Annotated in this window: 19 protein-coding genes and 3 pseudogenes; 12 read left to right on the top strand and 10 right to left on the bottom strand. The window is 70.5% G+C overall.

The window, feature by feature from the left end; translation table 11 throughout:
* Positions 1–747: 747 nt before the first annotated feature.
* Entirely contained in the window at positions 748–1,413 is a 666-nt protein-coding gene (locus OG332_RS05850; RefSeq protein ID WP_327412423.1) for a DUF1918 domain-containing protein, read from the bottom strand.
* Positions 1,414–1,465: 52 nt separating this feature from the next.
* On the opposite strand from OG332_RS05850, the gene OG332_RS05845 reads away from it, so the two are divergent.
* The 3 genes and pseudogenes from OG332_RS05845 to OG332_RS05835 all read left to right on the top strand — a co-directional run bounded on the left by OG332_RS05845 (position 1,466) and on the right by OG332_RS05835 (position 3,737).
* A complete protein-coding gene (locus tag OG332_RS05845) occupies positions 1,466–2,215 on the top strand; it encodes a VOC family protein (RefSeq protein WP_327412422.1) in 750 nt (249 codons plus the stop codon).
* Positions 2,216–2,285: 70 nt separating this feature from the next.
* Positions 2,286–2,403, top strand: a pseudogene (locus OG332_RS05840) (AAA family ATPase); the annotation flags it as partial.
* A gap of 458 nt (positions 2,404–2,861) precedes the next feature.
* Positions 2,862–3,737: a universal stress protein gene (locus OG332_RS05835; protein ID WP_327412421.1), complete on the top strand. Its 876-nt coding sequence runs from the start codon at positions 2,862–2,864 to the stop codon at positions 3,735–3,737.
* Positions 3,738–3,859: 122 nt separating this feature from the next.
* Here OG332_RS05835 and OG332_RS05830 read toward each other — a convergent pair whose 3' ends face one another.
* Entirely contained in the window at positions 3,860–4,000 is a 141-nt protein-coding gene (locus OG332_RS05830; protein WP_327419579.1) for a hypothetical protein, read from the bottom strand.
* Between the two features lie 223 nt (positions 4,001–4,223).
* Between OG332_RS05830 and OG332_RS05825 the strand changes: the two genes are divergently transcribed.
* The 3 genes and pseudogenes from OG332_RS05825 to OG332_RS47790 all read left to right on the top strand — a co-directional run.
* On the top strand, positions 4,224–4,415 hold the full coding sequence (locus tag OG332_RS05825; protein WP_327381885.1) for a hypothetical protein: 192 nt from the start codon (positions 4,224–4,226) through the stop codon (positions 4,413–4,415).
* 57 nt (positions 4,416–4,472) lie between these two features.
* On the top strand, positions 4,473–4,703 hold the full coding sequence (locus tag OG332_RS47795) for an aquaporin (protein ID WP_442816113.1): 231 nt from the start codon (positions 4,473–4,475) through the stop codon (positions 4,701–4,703).
* Positions 4,691–4,780: pseudogene (locus OG332_RS47790) on the top strand (aquaporin); the annotation flags it as partial. The gene OG332_RS47795 and the pseudogene OG332_RS47790, both read left to right, overlap by 13 nt.
* A gap of 161 nt (positions 4,781–4,941) precedes the next feature.
* On the opposite strand, the gene OG332_RS05815 reads toward OG332_RS47790, so the two are convergent.
* A complete protein-coding gene (locus tag OG332_RS05815) occupies positions 4,942–6,282 on the bottom strand; it encodes a phosphoribosyltransferase family protein (RefSeq protein WP_327412420.1) in 1,341 nt (446 codons plus the stop codon).
* Positions 6,283–6,685: 403 nt separating this feature from the next.
* Here OG332_RS05815 and OG332_RS05810 point away from each other — a divergent pair, with 403 nt between their 5' ends.
* Positions 6,686–7,963 carry a PP2C family protein-serine/threonine phosphatase gene (locus OG332_RS05810; protein WP_327412419.1) on the top strand — a complete coding sequence of 426 codons (1,278 nt, stop codon included), beginning with the start codon at positions 6,686–6,688 and terminating at the stop codon, positions 7,961–7,963.
* A gap of 75 nt (positions 7,964–8,038) precedes the next feature.
* Here the strand turns inward: OG332_RS05810 and OG332_RS05805 are convergent, their stop codons facing one another.
* Entirely contained in the window at positions 8,039–8,662 is a 624-nt protein-coding gene (locus OG332_RS05805; RefSeq protein WP_327412418.1) for an Rv1733c family protein, read from the bottom strand.
* 236 nt (positions 8,663–8,898) lie between these two features.
* Between OG332_RS05805 and OG332_RS05800 the strand changes: the two genes are divergently transcribed.
* The 4 genes from OG332_RS05800 (at position 8,899) to OG332_RS05785 (ending at position 12,044) form a co-directional block, all read left to right on the top strand.
* Positions 8,899–9,393: a CBS domain-containing protein gene (locus OG332_RS05800; protein WP_327412417.1), complete on the top strand. Its 495-nt coding sequence runs from the start codon at positions 8,899–8,901 to the stop codon at positions 9,391–9,393.
* Between the two features lie 401 nt (positions 9,394–9,794).
* A complete protein-coding gene (locus OG332_RS05795; RefSeq protein ID WP_327412416.1) occupies positions 9,795–10,952 on the top strand; it encodes a site-2 protease family protein in 1,158 nt (385 codons plus the stop codon).
* 267 nt (positions 10,953–11,219) lie between these two features.
* Positions 11,220–11,639 (top strand): CBS domain-containing protein, encoded by a 420-nt coding sequence (locus tag OG332_RS05790; RefSeq protein ID WP_327412415.1) that lies wholly within the window; start codon positions 11,220–11,222, stop codon positions 11,637–11,639.
* A gap of 129 nt (positions 11,640–11,768) precedes the next feature.
* Complete coding sequence (locus tag OG332_RS05785) at positions 11,769–12,044, top strand: isoamylase early set domain-containing protein (protein WP_327412414.1); 276 nt, start codon at positions 11,769–11,771, stop codon at positions 12,042–12,044.
* Positions 12,045–12,214: 170 nt separating this feature from the next.
* Here the strand turns inward: OG332_RS05785 and OG332_RS05780 are convergent, their stop codons facing one another.
* Positions 12,215–12,859, bottom strand: coding sequence for a CBS domain-containing protein (locus OG332_RS05780; protein ID WP_327412413.1), 645 nt, complete (start codon positions 12,857–12,859; stop codon positions 12,215–12,217).
* Positions 12,860–13,049: 190 nt separating this feature from the next.
* Positions 13,050–13,388 (bottom strand): annotated as a pseudogene (locus OG332_RS05775) (MBL fold metallo-hydrolase RNA specificity domain-containing protein); the annotation flags it as partial.
* A 131-nt stretch (positions 13,389–13,519) separates the two neighbouring features.
* Here OG332_RS05775 and OG332_RS05770 point away from each other — a divergent pair.
* Positions 13,520–15,040 (top strand): AAA family ATPase, encoded by a 1,521-nt coding sequence (locus OG332_RS05770; protein WP_327412412.1) that lies wholly within the window; start codon positions 13,520–13,522, stop codon positions 15,038–15,040.
* Between the two features lie 94 nt (positions 15,041–15,134).
* Here the strand turns inward: OG332_RS05770 and pspAB are convergent, their stop codons facing one another.
* The 4 genes from pspAB to OG332_RS05750 are packed head-to-tail and all read right to left on the bottom strand — an operon-like array spanning position 15,135 to position 17,705.
* Positions 15,135–15,713 (bottom strand): PspA-associated protein PspAB, encoded by a 579-nt coding sequence (pspAB, locus tag OG332_RS05765; RefSeq protein ID WP_327412411.1) that lies wholly within the window; start codon positions 15,711–15,713, stop codon positions 15,135–15,137.
* Between the two features lie 17 nt (positions 15,714–15,730).
* Entirely contained in the window at positions 15,731–16,648 is a 918-nt protein-coding gene (gene htpX, locus OG332_RS05760; protein WP_327412410.1) for a zinc metalloprotease HtpX, read from the bottom strand.
* Positions 16,649–16,653: 5 nt separating this feature from the next.
* Positions 16,654–16,932: a PspA-associated protein PspAA gene (gene pspAA, locus OG332_RS05755; RefSeq protein ID WP_327412409.1), complete on the bottom strand. Its 279-nt coding sequence runs from the start codon at positions 16,930–16,932 to the stop codon at positions 16,654–16,656.
* Positions 16,929–17,705, bottom strand: coding sequence for a PspA/IM30 family protein (locus tag OG332_RS05750; protein WP_327419127.1), 777 nt, complete (start codon positions 17,703–17,705; stop codon positions 16,929–16,931). The genes pspAA and OG332_RS05750 overlap by 4 nt, the downstream gene beginning before the upstream one ends.
* Between the last annotated feature and the right edge of the window lie 185 nt (positions 17,706–17,890).

Below are 17,890 nucleotides of genomic sequence, written 5' to 3'. Positions count from 1 at the left end.
TTCTCCTCAAGCCCCTCGGCGGGGGATTCGCACGGCCTGTGCCGGGGCCTGGACGTATGCCCCGAGCACGCTCAATCGGTCCTCGGGCCGCTCGGTGTCCGATGTGTTCTCACTCATGGGCGACCTCAGCCCCATGGATTACGCCATTGACAGACACGCCATGGAAAGACGCGCACGCTGTGTGCCACGTGTCTGTTCGATCATGTGCAGGGCGGCCGGCGACGGTCCGTCGTGTGGCGGTTCCGCGTGGCATCGACCTCTCTCGGGCCCGGGAGCTCGGCTCCGGTCCGCCCGCTCCTTTCTTACTCGCCACCACCCAGTCTTCCTCGGCCACCCGAGACTCGCAGGGGGCCGAACGGACCTTCCCCGGGGCTGAGGGGCCCTGCCGACCGACGGCGCGCGGTCGGTGTCCTGCGTCGGGGTATGCGCCGCACCGGCCGTTTCGAGTGCTGGATGCGGCTGCCCGTCGGGGTCCATGCCGCACAGATCAAGGCGAACCTGGCGGCGAGGGCGTTGACAGTGACCCTTCCCAAAGTCCAGGCCGCCGAGCGCCCTCGCTCCTCCGCGCCCTTGCCCCACCGCGCTCGACGATCCCGCGGATCCGAGGAGACTTCCAGGACGTCGAGTTCGGCCCCGGGCAGGGGCTGATCAGGGGGAGCACCGGAACGTGCTGCACACATTGATGTGGGGGACTCGCGCCCTGCTGACGGGGGTACCCGCAGGAGCAGGCTTCGGGTCCGGACTCCGTTATCGGTCGGGAAAAGCCGACCTATGTGCGGTGTGCTCGTCCGCGGATTCAATGTGGGCTTCAGGTCCGGGGAAGAAGACGGTCTCCCGGTCATCCTCCGTCCAGCGCACGACATATGGCGGTGTGCCGTCCGGATGCTCAAGACGCAAGATCTGCCCCCGGCGGCGCTGCCCGCCCAAATGCACGGACTCCACCACGATCCAGTCTCCGACGTGTGCGCGCACGGGGTGCTCCCTCCGCCTGTTGCTCACCGACCCTCCCACCAGTTCGAGAGTACGCTTCGAGAGCCGCTGCTGAGTCGCCGAGGCCGTGCGGATGATGATGGAGGCCGCCCCGGCCGCTCGATCACGGCAGACAGGCTTCCTGCAGGGCACGAGAGTGAGGGTGCCGGTCCGCGCGATCCAGAACCAATCCGTATGGCCCTCTTCGCTGATGATCCGTCGTTCCCCACCTGGGCCAAGCTCATCAGACGGCCTGGTCGACGGCGCCAACGCGCTCTCTGTTCTGCGCCTCGTGCAAGGCGCCGGGCTACGGTGGAGGAGCCAGAGCAATGACCGCCTCGTGCCGCCGCGGCCGACTCGGGAACCTGCCCGCCGGACTGGCAGGAACGAGTGATCCCGTGCCCGTTCGGGGGCGGCGGTCCGGATGACGAAGAGAGGCGGCATCGTGGTGCTCGTAGCAGCGGATGTGGTGGGTTCCCCGTGCTGGCTGAGTCTGATGGCACGTGACCGTCAGGCCGCGGAGCGTTTCTACGGGGCGGTACTGGGTTGGACATTCCGGACGGGTGGTTTCGGGCGTGCCTTCTCGGTGGCGGAGCAGGACGGTGTGCCGGTGGCGGGGATCGGGGCGATGGCTGGTGCGCTGGCAGTGCCCGTGGCGTGGACGGTGTACTTCTCGGTAGACGACGCCGATGTCACCGTGGCCAGGATCCGGGAACGTGGGGGCACGGTCGGGGTGGGCCCGGTCTCCTATCCGCCGCGCGGCCGGGCAGCTCTGGCGACCGATCCCGAGGGGGCGGGTTTCGGCATCTGGGAGGGGCGTGTCCTGTCCGAGTGGAGTGTCGGGGACGGCGAGGCGCCGACGTGGCTGGAGCTGCACACCAAGAATGCCTTCGACGCGGCCGTCTTCTACGGTGAGGTCCTGGAGTGGGCGGCGGAGGAGGGCAGCGGGTGCTGCGACGTCTCCTACGAGGAGGACCAGGTCGTCCTGCGGCGCGAGGGCCGGCCTGTAGCGCGCCTGAACAGCGGGCCGGTCGAGGCGGCGGCCGCCAGGCCGCAGATGCGGCCCCGCTGGCTGGTCCACTTCAAGGTCCCGGACCTGAAGGCGGCGCAGGCGGCAGTAGTGGAGAACGGTGGCGGCATCGTTCCCGACGCGGCGCCGTGGGGCGAGGGGAAACTGAGGGTGACGGTGAGTGACCCGGACGGCGGCCTGTTCACCCTCGACCAGTCGCCTTCCGCCTCCACGTGACAACGCCCACCTGCGCAGTTCGGCGATTACTGCCGGCTCGCGGTACTGCACGCGCTGTGCAGCGGGCGCCCTCGACGAGATCGACGCCGTCGGCAGCCGCCGCGGCGGCGCCCGGCTGGGCGGCAACGACGAGCGCGAACAGACCCTCAACCAGCTCCTCGCGGAGATGGACGGCTTCGACCAGAGCAGCGGCATCGTCGCGGTGCTCATGGCGTCGTACCCGAACACGGCGAAGAAGGCGGTCGCGGCTCCGGTGAACGCCCCGCTGACGCCGTAGGGGAAGACCCGCTGGTCGTCCGCTCCACGTTGTCGAAGAACATCGAACCACCTTCCCGGCCCGCTCCGAGGCAGCGGCGATCAGCTACACGCCGAGTGACTCGACGCCACCCCGTACAGACGGTGGAGCGGCACCCCGTTGTCGGACACGAGGCTCCTGCCGTGGCGGGGTCCGCGTGCGCCGCAGGGAAATGTGCGGTATTTCTCGAATGAGGTGCGGCCGTGTGCTCGGCGCGTTGGCACAGATGCTCCGTCGGGTATCCGCTCACGGTCGCTGCACGGTTACCGGCGAGAGCGCGGGGACGACAGCGCTCCGGCCTGCCGGACACCTCACCGCCCTTCCAGTCACCTATCAGACGGAGCAGTCGGCATGGAGCCAGTCGTCACTGTGGGCCTCGACGGCTCACCCGAGAGTCTCGCCGCCGCCCGTTGGGCGGCTGATGAAGCCGAGCGCCGCAAGCTCACGCTGCGCCTCCTGCACGCGTGGCCCCTCCTGGTGCCGGAACCGACCCGCGTTCCCGCCGAGATGGATCAGAACTACTGGGCGAGGCGGATCGTGGACCACGCGAAGGCGGAGCTCCAAGCGCGCCACCCGGGCCTTTCGATCGTCGGCAGCCTGGTCGCCGAAGACGCCCAGGAGGCGCTGCTGAAAGCGTCAGCGGAGTCCGAGATGACCGTGCTCGGTTCGCGGGGGCTGGAGCCCGTCCAGAGCTATTTCCTGGGCGACATCAGCATGCCCGTGGTGGCACGGTCCGAGCGGCCGGTGGTCCTGGTCCGTACCGGAACGGGCGGAGAGGGGACGCCGTCCGTTCCAGGAACTTCAGGCGGCGTAGTGGTGGCAGTGAAGCTGCACGGCCCGTGTGACGACCTGCTCGCATTCTCCTTCGCCACCGCCGCGGCATGGGGAACGCCCCTGCGGGCCGTCCACGGCCGAACCCTGCCGGCGCACGCGCACGCTCCCTGGGGGGTGGACCACGACGTGACCGAGAAGATCGCGCAGGAAGCGCGGGAGCTCCTGAGTCAGGCCCTCGGCCCCTGGCGCGAGCGGTTTCCAGGTGTGGAGGTGGCCGACAGTCTCGGTCTCGAAAGCCCTGCCAAGGCCGTGGTGCGTGCCGCTGAGGGGGCCGGGCTGCTGGTCGTCGGCCGACGCAAGCATCGTCCTGCCCTGGCACCTCGTCTGGGGCCCGTGGCCATCGCCGCCGTTCATCACGCGCGCTGCCCCGTCGCCGTAGTCCCCCATGACTGAGCCGACCCACCGCGAGGAGCCGAGGGTCCCGGTGCACCAAGCCGACGCGTCCCTCCTCCGGACCGGCACGGGTCTCGCAGGGCGGATGTGCGGTCGAGCAGGGCCGCGTAGGACGTGTTGGTTCACTCGGGCGTGTGCAGGCCTTCGCCATGGTCGGCGGCTGCGGATTCCTCCGCCGGGATGCCTGCCGGCTCCATACGGAGGCGGTCGCCGCGGAGCAGCGTGACGCCCAGGCGGCCGTACGCCCGTACGGCTCTGCCCAAGCCCCTGCCTTCCGTCGCCCCTGAATGGGCCGGACGGAGAACAGTCAGGGCGACGCGGGCAGCCGCCTCGCTCGCTGGAAGGGACGGCCCGCTCAGCCCAGTCTGCAACTCGACCGCCGAAAGGCGGCACCGGTCGGATGCGTCCGGTGGACCCGCACCCTGCCATGGCACAGAGTGGCACGTGACGCCCGTACACCCACTGTCTTGATCACGGAGGCTTGTCATGACCCAGAGCACCCCCTCTGAGCACGACCGTCTGTCCCTCGTCGAAGCACAGGTGCAGACACTTGCCCAGGCAGTCCGGGCACTGGCCGAAGGTCTGGAGGCCAACCCCTCACAGGACACGGACGCGTCGGCCCACGCGGCGCGCGGTGCACGGCTCGCTCATGAACTTCTCCTGGCCCAGGGCCTGTAGCACCACGGCCAAGTCCCGCCTGACCGAGGGCGGCGACGGAGTGCCGGAGTTGTAGCCGTGCGCTGCCGCCGCCTCGGCGCGGAGAGCCGCTGTCGTGACGCCTTGATCTACACCCTCGGTGAGACCTCCGGGGCCCATCGCAACCCGGCCGTTTCGGTGGCGTTCGCGACACGTGGCGCGTTCCCTTGGCGCAGGGTGCCTGGATATGTCCTCGCGCAGATGGGCGGAGCACCGGCGACCGTGATTCTGGGAACGGCCTCCGGGGCCCGGCCGGCGGCGGGTCGATGAACCCGGCTCGCAGTCTCGCTCAGGCGGTGGTCGGCGGCAGTACGGGGCAGCTGTGGATCCATATCGTGGGACCGCTGGCCGGCGCGTGTGCTCGCCGCGCCTCTGGCCTGGATCCTGCGCGGGCCCCCCGAGCCCGGAGGCCTCCTCATCGGCCGCGGGCCGATGAGGAGGCCGGTGAAACCGGATGTCAGCGGTCCCGGACGGCCGCCCGGGACCGTGCGCCCAGGACCGGCGGCCATCACGTCTCTCGGTGTTCGTCGGACCTGCGGGGAGCGGCGCCGAGGTGGGGAAGGTGGCGGACGAACCAGTCCAGCGCGGCGTCGGCCACGGCGTCCAGGGCGCCGGGTTCCTCGAAGAGGTGGGTCGCACCGGGAACCACGCCGACCTGGTGCTCGCAGCGCAGCCGGGCGGCGGCTTGGCGGTTGAGATCCAGTACCTGATGGTCGGCTCCACCGACGATCAGCAGGGTTGGAGCGCGTACGGCTGCGAGGCGGGAGACCGCCAGGTCGGGGCGTCCGCCCCGGGAGACGATCGCGGTGATGTCGGAGCGGGGTTCGGCGGCGGCCATGAGCGCGGCCGCGGCGCCCGTGCTGGCGCCGAAGTAGCAGATGCGTAGGGGGACCCGTGCCCGGAGCCAGCTCGTGGCCTGCGTCAGGCGCAGAGCCAGGAGCGGTATGTCGAAGACCTTCGCCCGGTCCCGCGCCTCGGATGGGGTGAGGAGGTCGAAGAGCAGCGTCGCCAGCCCCGCACGGTTGAGGACCTCGGCCACGTGGCGGTTACGGGGGCTGAGGCGACTGCTGCCGCTGCCGTGCACGAAGACGACGACGCCCGCCGCGCCCTCGGGTACGGTCAACAGCCCGGGCAACGCCGTGCCTCCCGCGTCCACCGCCACTTCAGTCTGTGTCGGGCCCTGACCCGAAGCCTGTGCAGGCGCTGCCGGGCGGGCCCGTGCCGCCGTGGCCAACAGCGCGGCAACCTCCTCGTCTTCCACCTGCGAGAAGTCCTCGTACCATTGGCCCACTGCGGAGAAATGACGGGGTACCGAGAGGCACACCACCTCGTCGGCCACGCGCCGAAGCTGCTCCAGCGCCTGGGGAGCCGCCACGGGGACGGCCAGGACCACTTGCGCCGCTCCGTGCTCCCGCGCCACCTCGCACGCCACGGACGCGGTCGATCCGGTGGCGATTCCGTCGTCCACGACGACCACCGTGCGTCCGGTGAGCGCGGTGCGCTCCCGACCGTGCCGGTAGCGCGTCAGACGCCGCTGAAGTTCTGCCCGTTCGGCTTCCTCCACCCTGGCGCAGTCCCGTTCGCCCAGGCCGGCGGCACGGACCGTCGCCTCGTTGATCAGTCGTACGCCGCCCTCGCCGATGGCACCGAACGCCACCTCGGGCTGGAAGGGCACCCCGAGTTTGCGGACCACGATCACGTCCAGCGGCGCGCCCAGGACGCGTGCCACCTCCGCGGCCACGGGCACGCCGCCGCGGGGGAGCCCGAGTACCACCGGCTCGGCCAGGCCGAGCCGGGACACCTCACCGGCCAGCTGTCTTCCGGCCGCCGTTCGATCGGCAAAGAACATGCCGCGCCTCCTTATCGCCGGCCTCGACCCGTCGGCTTCCGCCCGCCGAAGATGCGGCCGGAAGGACGGGGCGGCGGGAACCCGACGGTTGCGTGTCCGGCAGGCCGCGGCGGCCGGGGCCGGGCCCAGGGCCCCCGGCCACCGCCGCATCAGAGGCCGAAGGGCCGACGCGGCACAGAACCTCTGACTCCAGGGTCGTACCGGCGCCTGAAGTCCGCATCCGCATGTGGCGTCGTCGCGAGCGCGCCGGGCAGGCGGGGGGCACGGATCCCCGGGTGTCCGACTCTCGTCCGGGCTTGCAGACTGGGAAGAGCGGAGCCCGCGGTGACGGGGGCCGGTGAGAGGGGCGGTGGCGATGGATGCGAGGGACGTCCCTCGGGCTTCCGGCGGTCATCCGTTCGATATGGATATCGCTCTTGAACGTATCGCGGACCGGGCCAGGGCTCTCGCCGAGACCGAGGAAAGGCTTCGGGGGCTGCTCGACGCGGTGCTCGCCGTCAGCGGGGAGAAAGAGCTGCCGGGTGTGCTGCGCAGGATCGTCTCCAGTGCGATGGCCCTCGTCGACGCCCGCTACGGAGCCATCGGCATCCTCGACGACCGGCACGAGGGACTTCAGGACTTCATCACGCTGGGACTGACCAAGCAGGAGAAGCGCCGCCTTGCGGGCATCGGGAAGCCGCAGGGCAGGGGCCTGCTGGGCCATGTGATCCGCCACCCCGAACCCCTGCGGGTCGATGACATCGGGGCTCACCCGGCCTCCTCCGGCTTCCCGCCCGGACACCCGCCGATGCGCACACTGCTGGGAACGGCGATCAGGGTCCAGGGCGAGGTGTACGGGGATCTGTACCTCGCCGACCGCCGCGACGGCAGGCCCTTCGACGCCGATGACCAGGCAGTGGTCCTCGCCCTGGCGGGCGCAGCGGGGGTGGCCATCGAAAAGGCACGTCTGCTCACCCAGATCCGGGCCGGCGCCGAACGGTTTCAGCGCCTCCTGCTGCCCACGCTGCCGGACCTGGCTCCCTTCACCGCCGCAGCGCACTACCGCCCGGCCGAGGGAGCCAAACTGGGCGGCGACTGGTACGACGCGGTGCTCGTGCCCGGGGGAGCCTGCGCGGTGGTCATCGGGGACGTCGTCGGGCACGACATGAAGGCGGCGGCGTCGATGGCTCAGATCCGCAACATGCTGCGTGCCCTGCTCTACGAATGCCACACCCCGCCCAGCGCGGTGCTCACCCAGCTGGACCGCACGCTGGAGGCGATCACCGACAACCCGGTCACCACGGTGTGCCTGGCCCTGGTCGAGCCGGCGGGCCGCGCCTGGGAGGCGTACTGGAGCACCGCGGGGCACCTGCCTCCAGCGCTCGTCATCCCGGGAGAGGACGCCCGGTACCTCCACGGCGACCCGGATCTGCCCCTCGGCGTGGAAACGGGCCATCCCCGCCGGGACCACCGCTGTTCCCTGCCTCCGAACGCGTCCTTGGTCTTCTACACAGACGGTCTCGTCGAGCACCGCGACCGGCCGCTCGATGAAGGACTGGCCGCTCTCGCCCGTGTCCTGACGGAGCACGCGGACCTTCCCCCGAAGAGGCTCTGCCAGACCTTGGCCGGCAATCAGCTGGGCGACGGGCACGACGACATCGCCCTGCTCGTCCTCCGTACCCCGCCGGGCCACGATCTTTGATCCGGCCCTCCTTCGCTCACGCCCCTCCCCGTGCGGGTCCGGCGGCCACGCCGCGCACGAGCGGGTTCATCGCCGTCACCGCTCGCGGCGCTTCCACCGGGGTTCGACCAGCTCCCATTCCCGTTCCCACTGCTGGAATCGGCGCCGGTCGAATGTCCAATGCATCCCCTTGCGGGTGCCGCCCACGATGACGCTCGCACCGAACGCGGCCGCCATGCCCGTGGCGATACCCGTGACCGTCACGGACTGTGCGGTGGCCGGCGGAGAGGTGGGCTTTCCATCGGCGTCCAGCCAGACCCGTGCCCGTGTTCCCTGCTGCTGCCCGGCTGCCACCGGGACCACGGCGGTGTGGACCCCAGCCCGGTCGTTCCAGCGGACCGGTGCATGTGCCCCGGCACGTGTTCCGGGGTTCCCGCCGTCCTTGCGGGCATCGGCCAGGAGCTCCGTCGTGACGAGGTGCCGCTCGGCCACCTGCGTCCGGCGCTGGTGCTCGAAGTGGGCGTGAGCCGTGCTTCCGCCCGCCCACGCCACCAGCGGCAGCGAGGCAGCCAGCACGGCCATCAGTACCCGGTCGAGCCGGCGCTCCAGGCGGTCGGAGGGCCTTTCCAGCGGGTTCGCGGCGCCGCCCGGCAGGCTCTCGTAGCGCTGGTGCCGACGCGCAGGCCTGGGCCCGTTTCCTTCGGATTCCGGTGTGTGCATGGCCCGGCCCCCCGGGAACAGGGTGCGACTGCCTCCTCCACCTTCGTGCGTCGGCAGCCGGAGGGCCATGGGCCTCCCGGTCCCCTTGAGGGGCCCGACCGGCACCTGCCCGAGGCTCCGGTCAGGGCCATGCTGGATGTCCGGGACAAGACCTCACGACGCGCCGAGGGGAGTCTGGCATGGGATCGGCGACACAACCACAGGCGCAGCCCCCACCGACCGGGCCGGACACGCCCGTGACGACCTGGACCGTCGGGGAGGTCATGCGAACGGACGTGGTGGCCATCGCCGCCGGCGAGACCGTGCTCATGGCCTGGGAGCTGCTGGAGAGGACCGGTGCCGCGCACCTTCCCGTCCTGCTGCCGGACGGCCGGTGCTCCGGACTCCTCGACCGCTGCGACATCGCGGTCGCGTGCTCCGCGCCCGCCGTCGTGCTCTCGGCACTGGACGTCGGCACATTGGTGTCGGGGCGTCGGCGGGTGGCGGTCCGGGCGCAGGAAAGCGTACGCAAGGCAGCGTTCGCCATGACGGAGAACGGTTGCGACGCCCTGCCGGTGCTCGGCAGCGGCGGCAGGCTGGTCGGTTTGCTGACAGCCTCCGACATCGTCGCCGCCCTCGTACGGAACCCAGCCCCTGGGCCCCGGGCCGCGGAGGGGGGACCGATCGGACCGTTCTCGATGACCCCGGGACTCGGGCCCCGCCGTGACGACCGGGTGAACCCCGTTCCATGAGCGGCATCACAGGATGAGGATGAGATGGCCAGGACGAACGACCGCGCGGCCGCACACAGGACAGGCCCGGAGCGGTGGCGGGAGCCGGGTGCCGACGATGGACCGAGCGGCCCGCTGCCTGCACGTGAGAGGTCCGTCGGTCTGCCGCCGACGCGCCGCAGAGCCACACCACAGGGGCGGTGCGTGGACACCATCCGGGTCCGCGAACTGTTCGGTTGATCACCCGTCGCCGGCACCCGCGGACGGGAGCCCGCTCGCCGGAGAGGCCGCGTCCGGTACCGCCGGGGGTGATGACCCGGGTGCGGAAACCCGGGTGCGGAAACCCGGGCGGGGGATCTCACCTCGCAGGTCCCGTGGGGTGACGTACGTGCCCGCTGAGGGGATACGACGCTGGAGGAGCTGTGAAGCCGACATTCGTGCTGGGCCGGATCGCGGGGGTTCGGATTGGTGTGCACTGGAGCATCCTGCTCATCTTCACGCTCATCGCACTCGGCCTGGCCGAAGGACGGTTGCCGGATGCCTACCCGGGGCGCTCCTTGTGGATCTACTGGCTGGTGGGGTTGGTCACCGCCGCGGTGTTCTTCGCGTCCCTGCTCGCTCACGAACTGGCCCATGCCGTGGTGGCCCGGCGGAACAAGGTGGACGTCGACGACATCGTGCTGTGGCTTCTGGGCGGTGTGGCCAGGCTCAGATCGGAAGCGTCGACGCCCGCCGCCGAGCTACGCATCGCCGGCGTCGGCCCGCTGGTGAGCCTGGGTCTGGGCGGGGGCTTCGCGCTGGTTGCGTGGCTGGTCGACGCTGCCGCGGGGCCTGGGCTGGTGAGTGAGGCGCTGGTATGGCTCGCGGTGATCAATCTTTTGCTGGCCCTGTTCAACTCGGTGCCGGCCGCTCCGCTGGACGGAGGCCGACTGCTGCGCGCCTTCCTGTGGTGGCGGACGGGTGACCGGGTGAGGGCTGCGGCAGGTGCGGCAGCGGCGGGGCGCGGGTTCGGCTGGTTCCTCCTCCTGGTCGGTCTGTTGTTGTTCGCGCGCGGTGACGTGGTCGGCGGGCTGTGGCTCGTCATGATCGCCTGGTTCCTGATCGCCGCCGCGACCGCGGAGGGGCAGCAGGCGCAGTTGCGTGCGGTCCTGGCCGGAGTGCCGGTGCGGCATGCCATGACGCCCTCCCCGGTCACCGTTCCCGCCGGGTTGACCATCGCGGCGCTCCTGGGAGATCCCCGCTACCGCTACCGCCACTCTGTCTTCCCCGTCATCGGTGATGACGGGCACTCCCCGGTGGGGCTGCTGACGCTCGCCGCGGCAGGGCGGGTTGCCGAGCGGCAACGCGGGTCGGTGACGGTCCAGGAGGTAATGGTCCCGCTCTCGGACGTCACCGTCGTCGGCCCGGACGCCCAGCTGGCCGAGTCGCTGCCTCAGATGCAGGCGGGAGGTGGGCAGCGGGCCCTCGTCGTGGACGAGAGCGGCAGCCTCGCCGGCATCGTCGCGTACTCGGACATCAGCCGTACCGTGTCCTGGCTGATGACCGCCAAAGGGCCCCCGCACTTCGGCGGTGTGCCCTGAGAAGCGCAGCCCCCTCCTTGCGGAGCGGCAGGAATCCGGGATCCGGCTCGCTGGGCCGGCCTCCCGGCCGGCCCGGCCGGGAGGCCGGATGTCCTCGCACCGGCTGGGGTGGACCGGGCGGGGGGAACGCGCAGGCCTGCCAACGGCGCTCGCGGTGACGCACAGCAGCAAGGAGAATGGTGCCCGGTATGAGGTGGAAGGGTGGCCGGAGCCTGCCCCCCGACCTCCGAGAGCCCAAGCTGTGCCCTCACAGACGAGGAGGCGGCCATGACGACCGCACGAGAGATCATGCACAAGGGCGCGTCATGCGTGCAGGAAGACGAGACGCTCATGGACGCGGCACGCCGCATGAGTGAGCTGGGGGTGGGAGCACTCCCGATCTGCGGTCCGGACGACCGGCTGCACGGGATCATCACCGACCGCGACATCGTCGTGAAGTGCCTCGCAAGGGGCAAGGACCCCCACCACATGACGGCAGGAATGCTCGCTGAGGGCAAGCCGTTCACGGTCTTGGCGGACGCAGACACCGGACAGGTCCTGCAGATCATGCAAGAACACCGCGTCCGACGACTGCCCGTCATCGAAGACCATCGGCTGGTCGGCATGATCAGCGAAGCCGACCTGGCCCGGCATCTCTCCGAGGAAGAAGTCGGCCACTTCGTCGAAGCCATCTGTGCCACCTCTTGATGCCGACCACGCCGACACCCGTTGTCCAGGGACAGCCATCCGGCTGCACGCCGGACGCGTCGGCAGGCAGCGGAAGTGTCGACGCACCAGGATGAGCGAGGACCTACCGGACGCAGGAAGGAACCCTCCATGCTCCAACGAAAGCAGCGCCAGAACCGCACCGAAGTCACGTTCGTGCTGCCCGTCGACGATCCGCCCGGGCCGGTCAGCGTGGTCGGTGATTTCAACGACTGGCGGCCCGGTGCGCACCCCCTCACCACGCGTGAGGACGGGACCCGGACTGTCACGCTGGCGCTGCCCGGCAACCAGAGCCATTCGTTCCGGTACCTGGCCGCCGGTGACTACTGGTTCGACGAGGAACAGGCCGACGGCCATGACGGCCGGAACAGCCGCCTGCACACCTGAGCGGCTCGTGATGCAGCCGGGGAACCACGCCTGAGCCCGCGCTGCGGGCGCACGGGTGGCGGCAGTGACCTCGCAAACGAGGTGTTCGGCCGGTGGGCCTGCCGGGAGGCGGACTTCGTCCTTGACGAGACAGGCCGTCTCACGCTGAGGCCCGGCGGCATCACCACGGCTCAGGTGGATTCCAGGCGGCACCGCACGTCGACCACGCCTTCGACGGCCTGGGTGAGCCGGGTGGCCACGGGGATGAGGTGGGCGTCGCGGACGTGTCCCGTCAGGGTGACCACGCCGTGAGTGACATCGATCTTGATGTCTGGTCGCGAGAGGGGAAAGAGCCGCTCGACGACCTCCCTGAGGACTTCGGCGGCGAGGTCGTCGTCGGTGCGTAGGAAGATCTTGAGGAGGTCGGCGCGGCTGACGATGCCCTTGAGCGTGCCGTCGGCGTCGACGACAGGCAGGCGCTTGATACGCCGGTCGGCCATGAGACGGGCTGTCTGGGGGAGGGTGGCGTCAGCGCGGATGGTCACGGCGGGGCTGGTCATGAGTCCCTCGGCACGCAGGGACCTGGCCTTCGTGGTGTCGCTGGGGAGACGCATCTGCTCGATCATGCCGGGGCGGTGTCCGTGGAACTCCTCCTTGGGTAGCAGATCGGCCTCGGAGACGACGCCGACGACGTGGCCTTCGCCTTCGATGACGGGGATGGTGGTGACCTTCCACAGCTCCAAGGCGGTGACGATCTCTTTGAAGTCTGCGGCGGGGGTGACGGTGACCACGGTCTTCGTCATGACATCGCTGACGGTGCGCGGGGTGGAGGTCATGGCACCCTCCTCTGTGTGCGTGGGCGGGGTATCCCTGCGGTCCGGGCGAACCGGGCGAGGACCGCTGCGCGGTCCTCACGGCTCTGGTCCCCGAGGCCCCGGTCAGCGGACCAGAACGGTCGCCGGGCTTGGGGACGACGGCCATCCGGCCCAGCTCGCGGTCGATGCGGTCCCGCAGGGTCTCGGAGGCGGCTTCCTCGCCGTGCACGAGGAACGTGGCGTGGGGAGCCGGGGCTCCGCGCAGCCAGTCGATGATCTGGCCTGCGTCGGCGTGCGCCGAGAAGTGGGGTACATCGGCCCACTTCGGCGCGTACGGGGGTGTAATTGCCGAACATCTTGAGGGTACGGGCGCCGTCGACCCCTCCTTTCGAGGCGGGTACCGGTTTTCACCATCCCAGTCGTGGCGCGGGGCCGGGAGGGGCCCGACAGGACCCGGTCGGGGACCGACCGGCCCATGTGCCGAGCCGCCGCGAGGGGGCGGCCCGGCCCTGCCGATGTCGGGCGTGCCGTTCGCCGACGGTCCGTGCACTTGCTGTCGGCCTTCCCCGGACGGCTACGACGCGCTGCTCCGCCGGCGCCGAGGAGGGCGGCGCGGCGCGCGCCGGACGGTCCCGGGCCTGAGAATGGAGGGAGCCCCAGCTGGTTCCGGAGGTGCATGGCGTGGATGCCGTACAGGGACAGCGACAGCACACCTCGGCCGTGGGCCCTGATCTCTCGGGCAAGCCTGCTCGGCTCTTCGACCGGGAGGATGAATGGTCGGCGCTGCTCGCCTTTTCGAAGGATCCGCATGCGAGGACGGGTCTGGGTGCGGTCCTGGGCCGGCCCCGCCAAGGGAAGACGCTGTTGCTGGAATCGGTGGCGCGGGCCACTGGCGGGTTCTATTTCGGTGGACAGGAGGCTACCGAAGCCGAGTCACTGCGCAGACTGGGCGCGGAGTACGCGCGATACCGGCAGGTCTCGGAGCCCAGCCACTGGAGTGACTGGAAGGAGGCAGTGGACGCCTTGCTCGCGCTGGGTGATTCAAGGCCGCTGCCCGTCATCATCGACTCGTTTCCCGACCTCGTCGCGGCGAGCCCGGCTCTGGCATCCGCTGTTCACGGAGCGATCCGCCGCCTGGAGCGCTCGCCCCAGGAGAACCGTGCCCGCCTGATCCTCGCAGGCGATACGGGGCCGGTCATGAACCGGTTGTTCGCGCCCGCCGCCGCGCTGGCGGCCGCAGCCGCTCTCAAGGTCGACCTCCAGCCGTTCGACTTCCGCAAGGCTGCACGGCTGTGGGGCATCGACGACCCGGAGCTGGCCTTCCTCGTGTACGCCGTCGTCGGCGGAACCCCGGCCTACCGGCACGACTACGTGGGCGGCGACGCTCCCGCAGACCGGAACGACTTCGACGCCTGGGTCTGCCGGACCGTCCTGAATCCGTGCACGCCGCTGTTCCGTGAAGCCCGCCACCTCGTGGACGAGGAGACCGGGCATCTGAGTTCCGGGGCTTGCCATTCCGTTCTGTCCGCCCTGGCCGCGGGATGCACGCGGCAGGGGGAGATCGCCTCTTTCCTCGGGCAGCAGCTCACCGATGCCTCTCAGACCCTCACCGTCCTGCGGGAGCACGGACTGCTCCGGTCGGAACCGGACGGACTGCGGCCGGCTGTTGTGCGTCACCGACCCACTGACCAGCTCCTGGCGTTCGAACACGCGGTCGCCCGGCCGCGCCGGACTCTGCTGGAGCAGGGCGCCGCCGAAGCCGTGTGGGAAGACGCGCGCACCGATTTCCACTCCCGCGTAGCCGGACCCCAGTTCGCCCAGACGTGCCGGGACTGGGCGGTCCGCTTTGCCGCCCCGGACACCTTCGGCGCCGACCACGTGGCCGCCGCCTACGGCTCACTCGGCGCCGCTGCCCCGGCGACCGCGTTGCAGGCCGAGGTCGTGGTCCGCGAGCAGGACGGTCACAGGACCGGCGCCCTCCTGTCGGTGGGGCTCGCGCGATGGCAGACCGGCATGGACATCCACCACATGCAACGGTTGCGCAGCATCGTCGACACACTCGCATCCCGGGAAGAGGAGGATGTGAGCCGGGTGCGCCTGGCTCTCTACGGGGCATCGGGGTTCAGCCCCGAACTGCATGCGGCGCAGGCGCGCGACGAGGTCATGCTCATCGATCTTGAACGCCTTTACCGGGGTGCCTAGCGAACGCCGCTCCCAGTCGATGCAGGACGCCGCAATGCCGTGCGGTCGTCGTGCGGCTCGTCTTCGCCACGGGCGTCGTTACGGCCACACGTCGTCACAGGCCGGGGGCGCCCCAGAGCGGGAACCAACGGCCCAGGTCCTCCTCGATGCGCAGGTCGTCCTTCACCGCGGCCTTGACCTGGAGTTCCAGCGGGTTGTCACGTTTCTGGCCGGGCAGCGGGGCGAAGGGGTAGAAGGCGCCCCGCTTGTAGAGGTAGACGAGGGCGAGCGGGCGCAGTTCTGCGTCGTGGAAGGTGACCAGGGAGCACAAGAGCTGCGGGCCGAAGCCGCTCTCCTCCAAGGCGGTGTTGACCGCGTGCAGGTCGTTGACCAGGGCGGGCAGTTCGGCAGGGTCGCGGCGGGACAGCAGCCACGCGTACCCGTACTCATCCGTGCTGAACTCCACCGGCGGGCCCGCTCGTTCGGCGTCCGCGTCGAGGAGTGCGTGTACTTCCTGTCGGATTCGGGCGAAGGCGCCGCCCTCGATGGCGGCGAAGCACACGGAGCCCAGGCCGGTCGGAGTGAAGCCGATGGCGGCCTGGAGGGTGATGGCTGCCGACGGCAGGCCGAAGAGCTGGTCCAGGTCGGGCTTGACCGGCCTGGTGCGGCCGAACAGGGCATCCCAGAAGCCCACGGCGGATCAGCTCCTTCTCAGGGTGTCTGCTCGCCGGGTCCGCTCAGCTCGGCGGCGATCTCTTCCAGCGCGGCCAGGCGGCGTTCCAGGCTGGGGTGGGTGGAGAACAGGTTCGCCACCGCCGTGCCGGGCCCGAGGGCGGGGGTGAAGAAGAACGCGTTGAACGCCTGGGCGGTACGCAGGTCCCGGGTCGGGATCCGGGCGATGTCTCCGCTGACCTTGGTCAGTGCCGAGGCCAGGGCGGAAGGTTTCCCGGTGAGCATGGCGGCGGCCCGGTCGGCGGCCAGCTCGCGGTAGCGGGACAGGGCCCGGATGAGCAGGTAGCTGACCGCGTAGACGAGGGCGGAGACCGCCATCACGGACATGAAGACGACGGCGGTGTTCTGGTCGCGCTGGTCGCGTCCGCCGAACAGCTGGGAGTAGAACGCGAAACGGACGACGAGCCCGGCGATCACGCCCAGGAACGAGGCGATGGTGATCACCGCGACATCGCGGTGCGCGACGTGCGAGAGCTCGTGTGCGAGGACGCCTTCGAGCTCCTCCGTTTCCAGGCGGCGCAGCAGTCCGGTGGTCACGCAGACCACGGCGTTCTCCGCGTTGCGGCCGGTGGCGAAGGCGTTGGGCAGGTCCATGTCGGAGACGGCCACCCGAGGCTTGGGCATGTCCGCGGTGGCGCACAGCCGGTCGATGACACCGTGCAGCAGGGGCTGCTCCTCGGGCGTGACGAGGCGGCCGTGCATGGCGTACAGGGCGATCCGGTCGGAGTACCAGTACTGCGCGGCGAGCAGCCCCGCGGCGATGACGACCACCAGGACGACCGACTTGAGCAGGACGATCAGCGCGGCGATGAACGCCACGTACACCAGCCCGAGCAGGAACATCGTGACCACCATGCGGGCGGTCAGTTGCCGGTCGGGCTCGAAACGGCTGCGCATCGTCATCACCCCGGGATCAGGCCCTCGTCGGACAGAAGCTCCCGTACTTGCCCGAGGCTGGTGCCCTCGTCGGGCAGCACCAGGTCGGACGGTGTGATCGTCTCGTCCGGCAGCGGAGTGCCGAGGGTGCGTACCGCGTCCAGCAGGGCTGACAGGGTGGTGGTGAAGGCCGCGTCGTCGCCCGTGTCGGCCGCCGCCTGGAGAGCGGAGTCCAGTTCGTTCAGCCGGTCCAGGTGCTCTTCGGCGATCTCGTACTGGCCCTCGCCCAGAATCCGCATGATCATGATTTCGCCTCCTGGTCCGACGGGCCCTTCGGGGAATCCGGGCCCTCGACTGCTGCCGGAGCGGGGGACGTCGGGAGCTGGGCCTTCATCCGGGCCAGCTCGATCTCCACGTCCTGGCCCGCGGTCACACGCTCGAGCTCGCTCTGGATGTCGTCCCGCCCGGTCGGCAAGGTGGCGTCCTCCAGGACGCCGGAGGCGAGTAGCTCGTCCAGCGCACCCGCGCGCGCCTGGAGTTGTTCGGTCTTGTCCTGGGCGCGCTGCATGGCCAGGCCCACATCGCCCATTTCCTCGCCGATGCCGGTGACGGCCTCGGTGATGCTGGTCTGGGCCTCGGCGGCGGTGTAGGTGGCCTTGATCGTCTCTTTGCGGGTACGGAACGCGTCAACCTTCGCCGCCAGGCGCTGAGCCGCCAGGGTCAGCTTCTCCTCCTGGTCCTTCAGCGACGCCTGCTGGCCCTCCAGGTCGGTGATCTGCGCAGCCACGGCCGTGCGCCGGGTGAGCGCCTCACGGGCGAGGTCCTCACGTCCTGCGGCGAGCGCCTGCTCTGCCTGGCCCTGCAGCTTCTCCGCGGACTGACGCAACTGGCTGACCTGCAGCTCGACCCGCTTGCGGCTGGTCGCCACATCGGCCACGCCGCGCCGGACCCGCTGCAGCATCTCCCGCTGCTGCTCGTAGGAGTAGTCCAGCACCTCGCGCGGGTCCTCGGCTTTGTCCAGTGCCTTGTTCGCCTTGACCCGGAACAAGCCGGCGATGCGTTGAGTGATGCTGGTCATGGTGACCGCCTTCCTCTCGGCGCCGACGCTGTCCGGGTACGACCCGGCCTGGGTGTGCGGCGCGCCGGGCACGTGGGTCACACGCCCTCGCCTCGGGTTGCAGCGCGGAGCGTGCCCCTTCCATTGTCCCGGTCCTTTCCAGGCACGGCAGCCTGGGTGGCTGTCGTACGAGGCGGCGACGGACT

It is taken from the genome of Streptomyces sp. NBC_01233, from assembly GCF_035989305.1.
Taxonomy (GTDB): Bacteria; Actinomycetota; Actinomycetes; order Streptomycetales; family Streptomycetaceae; genus Streptomyces.
This window is presented reverse-complemented; position numbering and strand designations above follow the sequence as displayed.